10 protein-coding genes and 1 pseudogene are annotated in these 9,600 nt (G+C 45.7%); 7 read left to right on the top strand and 4 right to left on the bottom strand.

What is annotated here, in order from left to right:
* The 5 genes and pseudogenes from MiSe_RS44800 to MiSe_RS44780 form a co-directional block, all read left to right on the top strand.
* Positions 1 to 155, top strand: a pseudogene (locus MiSe_RS44800) (photosystem II D2 protein (photosystem q(a) protein)); the annotation flags it as partial.
* Positions 139 to 1,521, top strand: a complete 1,383-nt coding sequence (psbC, locus tag MiSe_RS44795; protein ID WP_226593096.1) for a photosystem II reaction center protein CP43 — start codon at positions 139 to 141, stop codon at positions 1,519 to 1,521. The pseudogene MiSe_RS44800 and the gene psbC, both read left to right, overlap by 17 nt.
* Before the next feature lie 368 nt (positions 1,522 to 1,889).
* Complete coding sequence (locus MiSe_RS44790) at positions 1,890 to 2,075, top strand: PCP reductase family protein (RefSeq protein WP_226593095.1); 186 nt, start codon at positions 1,890 to 1,892, stop codon at positions 2,073 to 2,075.
* Between the two features lie 135 nt (positions 2,076 to 2,210).
* Complete coding sequence (locus tag MiSe_RS44785) at positions 2,211 to 2,414, top strand: ChaB family protein (RefSeq protein WP_226593093.1); 204 nt, start codon at positions 2,211 to 2,213, stop codon at positions 2,412 to 2,414.
* Between the two features lie 287 nt (positions 2,415 to 2,701).
* Positions 2,702 to 3,907: a pentapeptide repeat-containing protein gene (locus MiSe_RS44780; protein ID WP_226593091.1), complete on the top strand. Its 1,206-nt coding sequence runs from the start codon at positions 2,702 to 2,704 to the stop codon at positions 3,905 to 3,907.
* Positions 3,908 to 4,133: 226 nt separating this feature from the next.
* Here the strand turns inward: MiSe_RS44780 and MiSe_RS44775 are convergent, their stop codons facing one another.
* Positions 4,134 to 5,192, bottom strand: a complete 1,059-nt coding sequence (locus MiSe_RS44775; protein ID WP_307731657.1) for an RNA-guided endonuclease InsQ/TnpB family protein — start codon at positions 5,190 to 5,192, stop codon at positions 4,134 to 4,136.
* A 153-nt stretch (positions 5,193 to 5,345) separates the two neighbouring features.
* The gene (locus MiSe_RS44770; protein WP_226593089.1) at positions 5,346 to 5,552 is read right to left on the bottom strand and encodes a YlcI/YnfO family protein; all 207 of its coding nucleotides are present in this window, start codon (positions 5,550 to 5,552) and stop codon (positions 5,346 to 5,348) included.
* 158 nt (positions 5,553 to 5,710) lie between these two features.
* Here MiSe_RS44770 and MiSe_RS44765 point away from each other — a divergent pair, with 158 nt between their 5' ends.
* Complete coding sequence (locus MiSe_RS44765) at positions 5,711 to 6,037, top strand: hypothetical protein (protein WP_226593087.1); 327 nt, start codon at positions 5,711 to 5,713, stop codon at positions 6,035 to 6,037.
* A gap of 142 nt (positions 6,038 to 6,179) precedes the next feature.
* Positions 6,180 to 7,685 carry a CIA30 family protein gene (locus tag MiSe_RS44760; RefSeq protein ID WP_226593085.1) on the top strand — a complete coding sequence of 502 codons (1,506 nt, stop codon included), beginning with the start codon at positions 6,180 to 6,182 and terminating at the stop codon, positions 7,683 to 7,685.
* 485 nt (positions 7,686 to 8,170) lie between these two features.
* On the opposite strand, the gene MiSe_RS44755 is transcribed toward MiSe_RS44760, so the two are convergent.
* The gene (locus MiSe_RS44755; protein WP_226593083.1) at positions 8,171 to 9,019 is read right to left on the bottom strand and encodes a hypothetical protein; all 849 of its coding nucleotides are present in this window, start codon (positions 9,017 to 9,019) and stop codon (positions 8,171 to 8,173) included.
* Between the two features lie 93 nt (positions 9,020 to 9,112).
* On the bottom strand, positions 9,113 to 9,600 hold a 488-nt coding region (locus MiSe_RS44750; RefSeq protein WP_226593081.1), incomplete at its 5' end, for a KGG domain-containing protein.

Here is a 9,600-nt window from a genome sequence, read left to right as displayed (position 1 = left end):
AATTGCGCGCCGCCGAAGACCCAGAGTTTGAAACTTTCTACACGAAAAACATTTTGTTGAATGAGGGCATCCGCGCTTGGATGTCACCTCAGGATCAACCGCACGAAAACTTTATCTTCCCTGAGGAGGTATTACCTCGTGGTAACGCTCTCTAATACTTCAATGATGGGCAATCGCGACCAAGAATCATCCGGGTTTGCCTGGTGGTCTGGTAACGCTCGTCTAATTAATCTCTCCGGTAAACTGCTGGGTGCCCACGTTGCCCATGCTGGTCTGATTGTATTCTGGGCTGGTGCGATGACTTTGTTTGAAGTCGCCCACTATATCCCAGAAAAGCCGATGTACGAACAAGGCACGATTCTACTGCCTCACCTCGCTACATTGGGTTGGGGCGTCGGCCCTGGCGGTGAAGTAATCAGTACTTTCCCCTACTTTGTGGTTGGTGTTCTGCACCTGATTTCTTCTGCCGTTCTCGGTCTTGGCGGTATCTATCACGCCGTTCGCGGTCCGGAAACCCTGGAAGAATACTCCTCTTTCTTTGGTTACGACTGGAAAGACAAGAACAAGATGACCACCATCTTGGGCTTCCACCTGATTATGTTGGGACTTGGTGCCCTGCTGCTGGTGCTGAAGGCCATGTTCTTTGGCGGTGTCTACGATACTTGGGCACCCGGTGGTGGTGATGTTCGCGTCATTACCAACCCGACCCTCAACCCCGCTGCCATCTTCGGTTATCTGACCAAGTCTCCCTTCGGCGGCGACGGCTGGATCGTCAGCGTCGATAACATGGAAGACGTGATCGGCGGTCACATTTGGATCGGTCTGATCTGCATTTCTGGCGGTATTTGGCACATTCTCACCAAGCCTTTCGGCTGGGCGCGTCGCGCTTTCATCTGGTCTGGAGAAGCTTATCTCTCCTACAGCTTGGGCGCGCTGTCCCTGATGGGTTTTGTTGCTTCTTGCTACGTCTGGTTTAACAACACCGTTTATCCCAGCGAATTTTACGGCCCCACCAACGCCGAATCTTCCCAAGCTCAAGCGTTCACCTTCCTGGTGCGCGACCAAAAGTTAGGTGCTAACGTTGGTTCTGCTCAAGGCCCCACGGGTCTGGGTAAATACCTGATGCGCTCTCCTACTGGCGAAATCATCTTCGGCGGTGAAACGATGCGCTTCTGGGACTTCCGCGGTCCTTGGTTAGAACCCCTGCGCGGTCCCAACGGTCTTGACCTCGACAAGATCCGCAACGACGTTCAACCCTGGCAAATTCGTCGTGCTGCTGAGTACATGACCCACGCTCCCAACGGTTCTCTGAACTCGGTGGGCGGTCTGATCACGGAAATTAACGGTTTTAACTACGTTAACCCCCGTGCTTGGTTGTCTACCTCTCACTTCGTGTTAGCCTTCTTCTTCCTAGTTGGTCACCTGTGGCACGCCGGTCGCGCTCGCGCGGCTGCTGCTGGCTTTGAAAAAGGTATCGACCGCGAATCTGAACCAGTGCTATTCATGCCTGACCTTGACTAAGGTTTCAGTTTAATCAAAGCGTCTCTCTTCTAAAGAGTCTGCGGCTCCTGTCTTAAGGCAGGAGCCTTTTTTTTGAGCCTATAGGAATGGGAAACAAACTGTAGGAGCGGGGTTTTACCAGTAAACTTGGGAGCAAGCTCAGATCTTGGCTCAAAGGAGGTAGAACCTCCCGGATCTCGTTCCCAGGTTGAACCTGGGAACGAGTTGCTAGAGGCTCCGCAAGGGCTGAATACTCGTGCAAGATCTGAACAAACAGACAATTAAAATAAACCCGTTGCTCCCCGTTGTCCATGACGGCAGTAAAATATGACAAATAATTGATTTCCCGCAGCCAAATTGACTGCTAATAGCTCAACGGTGAGGTTGTTATGAGTAATTCTGATTTTGCAGGTGTTTTAGAGTGGACGCCGGAAGCTAAGATGAAGCTGAAAAATATTCCTTTTTTCGTCCGCTCTCAAGCTCGCCAGCGGATCGAGCAGTTGGCGAGGGAAGCCCGATTAGATGTCGTCACGGCTGAAATAGTCGAGCAGGCGCGGTTAGAGTTTGGGCAATAAGGATTTTGGTGGGGGTAGGCGCGATCGCTCCAAACTCCTCTCCCATCTTAAGTCTAAAAAATCCCCCTTCAGAGGCATGAATTTGCCAACCGGAAAAAGCAGCTTTATATTATAACCTGACGGGAAAGCGCAGCCATGCCTGATCAACAAATTGAAGATTTACCCGAGTCAGTCAAATCTCACCTACCCAAGCACGCTCAAGAGATTTTCCTCGCTGCGTTTAACAATGCAGTCGAAGAGTATTACGAGGAAGAAACTGCTTTTAAAGTTGCCTGGAGTGCCGTCAAGCGCGACTATGAAAAAGGTGAAGATGGTAATTGGCATAGGAAAGCGGATTAGGATGCGATCGCGCAGCGGAAGCGAGGCATATCGCTCACTGCATCACTCAAAAATAAAGTTATAGTTTGCAGATAGCTTTCAGGACTTTTAGCAACTGAATTAACTGCCAGAAGTTTTAGTTTTGTAAAATGTAGCGAGCAATAATCTCTTTCAGTTCTTGAGGTGCTTCAATATGTATTTTCCCCTAACAGCTGGCTAGAATTAAAAACTCTATTTAAGTAATTTCTCTGTTCCAGACAGCAGCTTGATCAGAGAAAATAGCCTAAACAGGCTATAAATTAATTAAAATGGTTACCGAACAACTGGATTTAGCCGCCTTGGCTTCTAGGATTTCACAACTGGAACAGCAGCAAGTTGTTTTGAAGAAATATGTGACAGATATTAAACGTCAAATAGACGATATAACCCAAAAGCTTAACATAAAATTCGAGAATTACCAGGCTACTAAAGCATGGGAAAGTAGCATTATTGATAATTCTGAACCTCTGAGCGAGATTGATAGGATTAATCAGGCAATTGAACAACTTAACCAGCAAATAGAAGCATCGCCTCATGAAACGTCACAGGTAGAATTGAGCGAAACTGTCATACAAAACCCAACTATTCCTGTAATTGTTGATAATGATGAACCCACTGAAAATAAAGCTGCTGATGATTTTACCGAAGCAAGTCAGGAAACTGCTGTCGATGTGGAAGAATTTTTGAAACGGTATCAAGAGGAAGAACGACACTTTAAAGGGATTAACCTAGCTGGAGTTAATTTGACTGAAAAATCCCTGGGTAGAGTTCATCTGATCGAGGCAAATTTGCAAGGAGCAAACTTAAGCCTAACAAACCTAGACGAAGCATACTTAATTGGCAGCAACTTTAGTGGTGCTAACTTAAACAATGCTAACTTGGTGTACGTACAACTCCTGGATGCGAATTTAAGTCAAGCAACCTTAAAGGAAGCCAACCTAACTTATGCTAACTTAACTGCGGCTAACCTTTGTGGAGCAACCTTAAACGGAGCTAAACTGGTTGGGGCTAATTTAACTACAGCAAATCTAAATGAAGCGAATCTTACTCAGGCTTGCTTAAATGGCGCTAACTTAACTACTGCGACATTAAATGGAGCAAATTTAAGCAGTGCTTACCTAAATAGTGCTAACCTAATTGGAGCGGATTTTACTAATGCGAAGCTAACCCAAGCTGACCTGAGTGAAGCAGATCTAAGCGGTGCTAACTTGACTGGAGTAAGTTTGGTTGGAGTCAACTTTTGTGGCGCAAATCTGAGCGGACAAAACTTGAGTGGTTTTCATCTCTGCGGCGCTAACCTTTCTGACAGCAATTTGATTGAAGCTGACCTAAGTTCAGCAGATCTTCGTGGGGCAAACTTGAGTAATGCCAATCTAGAAAAAGCTAACTTAAAAGAAGCAAAACTGAATGGCGCCAACCTGGAAAATGCCAAACTCAGTGGTGCAATTATGCCAGATGGTACGACTCACGAGTGACATCCTCCCCCACCAAATCAAAGATTATGGTGGGGGCTTCCCAGAATCGCTTCAAAGAATTTCCTGTCTCTTCCGGTGCCATCTAGACGCAGACGTTCCAGTCCCCGACGCATCCCGTCCACAGGCAATTTCTTCCACCGTCTGTCCAACGGCAGAGACACCTCGGTTTCTAATTACTTGAGCGGCTGCTACATCACGATCTGTCTTATATCCACATTCAGGACACTCATGTACAAGGGACCGATAAGTTCTTAGACACATTCGCATCACATTCTGGGCAAGTCTGTGATGTACCTGCCGCTTCAACCTTGGCAAAATACACTCCACGCTTCCAACAAACCCAGGACAATAACTGCAAAAACTGACCCCATCCGGCGTCTTTAGTATGCTTACCCAGCATTCCTTTAGCCATACCTTTGAGGTTCAGTTGTTCTGCAAATATCATTCCTGCCTGGTCGCATAGGTGATGAGCCAACTTGAAATGAAAGTCCTTCCGAGTGTCGTGTATTTGTTCGTGAACTATAGCTATTTTCCTAGCAAGTTTAGCTTGATTGTTAGACCCGTTCTTTTTATGCTTTAATCGGCGTTGTAGCAATTTCAGCTTACTTGCCAAAGTATTGAAGAATCTGGGCCTTTTAATCAACTCGCCATCGGATGTTGCTAGAAACTTTTCTAGCCCTACGTCAATCCCTAATGGGCGTCCTGATGGAGGAGTGTCAGGAACATTTACATCAAGCTGCAATGACAGCATGACGTAATATCCTGATGCTTTCTTGACAATCCGTGCTTGCTTCAACTCAAATCCACTAGGGATTGGTCGATGCATAATAACTTCGACCTTGCCCAACTGTGGAAGTTTCACCCAGCCAGAGCCAACCGGGTTAACAAGCATTTGAGGATAAACAAATGACCGCATCCGTCCAAACTTCTTGAAACGCGGGAATCCATTTCCTTTTCGCTTCATGTCGTCAAATGCGGTGTCTAGTTTCCTCAGTACTTGTTGTAAAACCTGGGCGTTTACACTTCTTAGTTCTTCATTAGTTTTCTTGGCAACTGTTAGTGCCTTTTCTTGAAAACTTTTGCTGGGGTAAGGAGCGTCTGCTGGAATTATGTACTCTGAATGAATTGAGCAAGCGTTTACCCTGCACTTACGCGAATTAATCCAATCTTTACGTTCTCGTAAAGCATAATTCCAAACTTTTCGGCACACTTCTAGCGTATGCTCAATGAGTGCCGCTTGGTCTGAAGTTGGATTGATTTTATAGGCGTAAGTCAGAGTTATCATTCTATTATTTTAGAATGTCTACCAGGATTAATCAATACGGTAGATTGCTAATTTTAGCGGGGTTGACCGCTTAAAATTACAGGACTTACGCAAATGCGACATGCGATCGCGCATCCCCTCATCACTAGGATTATCGTTAACGAGTGTCTTTTTTTATTGAGCTGATGGGCGATCGCTTATCCTCTTCTGTTTGATCGTTGACTTCCACGCTTCAACTTTGCTGAGTTGCTCAATATGTTTGTAGACGCCTTCCTCTATATAGGAGGCGCATAAGCTAGATTGCGATCGCCCTGTCTCCGCAACGATGGCAGAAATCACTTCTGCTATATCGTCGGGAATGGTGACTGTGATTTGAGGCATCCTGCGTTACCTTTTTTTCTTGCAACATACCATCTAAATATCGTCCGTTTCTGGACTGTTGTGGTACAGTAAGGGGAAAGCAATTGCGCCGTATAGGAGATCTGACACATCCCCTACACGACGACTACCCCCTAAACCTACTAGGAGGCTAATTTATCATGACAAAATTTGACACTCGGTGGGAAACGATACTAAGTTTCCCGCCCCAATTGGCTTACACGCAAACTATAGGCTTCGTACCTGGCAATGGCGACACTTTACCCTCGTTGATTCCTGGTGTGGATAGTCTGTCAGCTGCGACAGGCGATTACGAACTTGTCAGGGTGATGATTTTCGGATCGAGCTACGGCGTCAACTACACAATCCGTTGGCTTTACACGCTCAAATTCGCCCAAATTAGCGAATGGAGCTTCCTTATGCCCGCTCCTAACGGAGAATACATGAGCATCTTAACCAAGCGAATTCCGCTGAATCGGGTCAACTGATTGGCTTTGGATTAAACCTGATAACGGCTTTGTAGTGACGCTGGCGATCGCGTAAGCGAATCGCCAGTTTCTTCGCTCCTTCATCTTCGTTAACTAACTTTACAAATTATGTAAGCTTGTAACAGAGGGCGAGGACGAGTCGATGAGTCAAAAAGAATCTGGACAATGGGACGCGCTAAGATTTGGCAAAACCTTAGCATATTTTGGCATAATCCCGTTTATTGGTAGCATTAGCTGGCTGCAAGAACTGCTTACAGGTCGTACCGATAAAAAACAACAGATCCAGGACGGAGATAACAAAATGGGAGTAGTCCTAGTCGCGGGTGCGACGGGTGGAGTCGGGAAGCGAGTCGTGCGGCGATTGTTGGAGAAGGGTTATCGGGTGCGAGCGATCGCGCGCGATCCGGACAGAGCAAAAGCGTTACTCGGCGACAAAGTAGAAATCGTCTTCGGAGACATTACCATACCCGAAACCCTGACTGCCGAAGTTATGCGCGATGTGCGTGCGATCGTTTCTGGCATCGGCGTCCGCGTGCAACCTGTAGAAGGAGATACACCGGAGCGGGCTAAATATTATCAAGGCATCAAATTTTACCAACCAGAAATAGTAGGCGATACGCCGGAAAATGTGGAATATCGCGGTATCAAGAATTTAGTCCAAGCTGCTGCCGCCAATCTGAATCGTACCGATGAAAAACTGGTATTCGATTTTACTAAACCCTCAACCGATCTAAAAGAAACTTGGGGTGCTTTAGATGACGTGGTAATGGGTGGCGTCAGCGAAAGTTCAATTCGATTCGCGAACGATGCTGCTGTATTTTTTGGCAATGTATCTACGGCGAATTCGGGGGGTTTTGCTTCAGTTCGGACGCGCAATTTTAACCCTGGGATTAACTTATCTGGATACGAAGGTATCGAATTGCGCGTCAGAGGGGATGGGAAGCGGTATAAATTTTTCATCCGCAGCAATTGGGCCTGGGATGGAATTGGTTACGCTTATTCCTTTGATACTGTATACAACATCTGGACAACAGTTCGCATTCCCTTTAATGAGTTAATTCCAGTGTTTCGCGCCAAGACAGTAAAAGATGCAGCACCCATCGACGCCAGTCAAATTTATTCGTTTCAGTTAATGCTGAGTAAGTTTGAATACGACGGGGAATTGAACCCAAAATTCCAACCGGGTTTGTTTCAGTTGGAAGTAGAATCGATTAAAGCTTATGGAGGCAAAACATTACCAAAATTTGTCATGGTTAGTTCTGCTGGCGTAACTCGTCCGGGACGACCTGGAATTAATTTAGCAGAAGAACCACCTGCGGTCAGATTAAACGACCAATTGGGAGGAATTTTAACTTGGAAGTTGCGGGGAGAAGAAGTCGTCCGCCAAAGTCGAATTCCTTATACAATTATCCGTCCCTGTGCGCTGACTGAAGAAGCGGGAGGTAAGGCAATAATGTTTGACCAAGGCGACAATATCAAAGGGAAAGTTAGTCGGGAAGATGTGGCAGAACTTTGCGTCTATTCACTCGAACAACCCCAAGCTTGTCATGTCACGTTTGAGGTCAAAGAAGCTGAAAATGGCGAGGTGGCTAAAAACTGGGAAAGATTGTTTTCCAGTTTGAAATCCGATGAATTAGCGGTGAAATAAATTATTGCAGGATGTAGGGAACATCAACAATTTTTCGGTATAATGAAAAATTGTTGATGTTCCCTACAAATCATACTAAATCCACTTTCATTACCCCCTTTATGCTGAACGACTGAAGTCGCGCCTACACAAACAAAGACCGCATGGGCGGTCTATAAGAATAAAGGGGTTGGTTAATCCGGATTCGGTATCATTGACGATTTGACAATTTTTGCTGTAGGGACACGGCATCAACAATTTTTGGGTATAAACTAAAAGTGATTCGATGCCGTGTCCCTACAAACCATTAACGATTTGACAATTTTTGTATTAGACGCCGTGACCGTATAATATCATGTCCGGTGGCATCGTTAGCGTCAGCACAGGAAGGGTTTATCGAGATATCTCGTGGTTCCACGAATTGATTGGAAAATCCGCCCCTACAACATCAAAAATTATACACTACCATTGCTACCGGACATGATATAAACCGTTCAGCCCAAAATTCATTTCAGGGCTGATTTTTTCATGTTAGCCTGCCAGGTTCCGTGTAATTTGCATAGTTGTTTGGAGTTTAATTCAATGCCGAAGTAAGGGGTAAAATCTATTTCCTGCTGTCCGGCTGCAAAATCTTCGATGTAACGTTGGATACTTGGTTTAGGACAGCCGGTAAGTTGGTGAATCGCGGTAGGATCGAGTCCCTGAATGTAGAGAGATAAGACCAGGTAAGGCTTGCCTTTGGTAATTCGGCGCGTTTCGGTGAGATAGCGATAGGGAAGCAGGATGTATTGCGGCATTTCGGCGGATAGTTGCGCTTTTTTGCTCGATAATCCCACTCTTGCGGAACGGTAGAATTGATGGTTATCGGTTGCGACCGACTGAAGAAAAAGCGGATTGTCGGTATTCCAAGCTACACGGCCGGCGATCGCATCATCTAACTCAGCTACTCCCATAGCATCAGCTTTTGCCAGTAAATAATCTACACACAGCGAAGGGCCATCAATTAACTTACCATCAGGTGTTGCGATGCTGCGAATTAAAATCCCACCAAAAGCTTGACCATCTCCAAAAGTCAGATCCAACCCTTTAAAACTACCGCTGCGGTAGCGACCGCGAGTGCGGTGAAAATACCAGCGTCCGCACTCTAACTGTAGCGGATCGCGATGGGTAAATGGATCGGGATGCGTGTCTGCAAAGTAATAAAATTCGATTTCAACTAGGCGATGAGGTTCGTCGCCAACGACTAAATAAGAGCCAAAAACAAGCTGAGAAGCTATCCGATCAAACCAAGTGTTTATGCTTTCGCCTTCACCTAGATTTTCCGGCTTTTGTAGCAAGGATATCCAGTTCGACATATCCCCTTAATTAACTTTCACAAGTTTACAGCGCTCTTTGGTTGCCATGCAAGACCACCAAAGAACGCTGTAAATAATGCCTGTGAGGTTATATTATTCGAGGGAATCGCCTGCGTCAGTCAGTACTGCACTTAACTCTTGTAATGGATCGGAAATGTTTTCATCGGCGTTAGATGCGTATTCACCGATCTGTTCTCCGAGAGAAATCAAAATTTCCGCGATTTCAGACTCATCAGCTTCCTCACTTGTAACCACTTTTCTCAAGTTTTTAAGATTGGTGGCAATTTGCTTGAGGTCTTTATTTTTGGAACCTTTAAGCTGCTGATACCACTCGTCAATAGCTGCCGTTGCCGTATCAAGATCTACAGCAGTTAAATCTTCTTGGAGAATGTCAATCAACGAGTAGATTTTTTCGCTAACGCCATCTTCTTCATCTTCTGATTCATCTTCATCTTTAGAAGCACCGCGATGGGAAGCTTTCCCGCCCTTGCTAGCTATTTCGCGCACTTTTTCTTTATCCATTGAAGCAAAACCTTGCTTGCCTTTGCCTTCATTTTCATTATCTTCATCTTCTGATTCAT

It is taken from the genome of Microseira wollei NIES-4236 (assembly GCF_020521235.1).
In the GTDB taxonomy this organism is placed as follows: Bacteria; Cyanobacteriota; Cyanobacteriia; order Cyanobacteriales; family Aerosakkonemataceae; genus Microseira; species Microseira wollei.
Note: the sequence above shows the minus strand (reverse complement) of the source record. Positions and strands in the feature narration are given on the sequence as shown.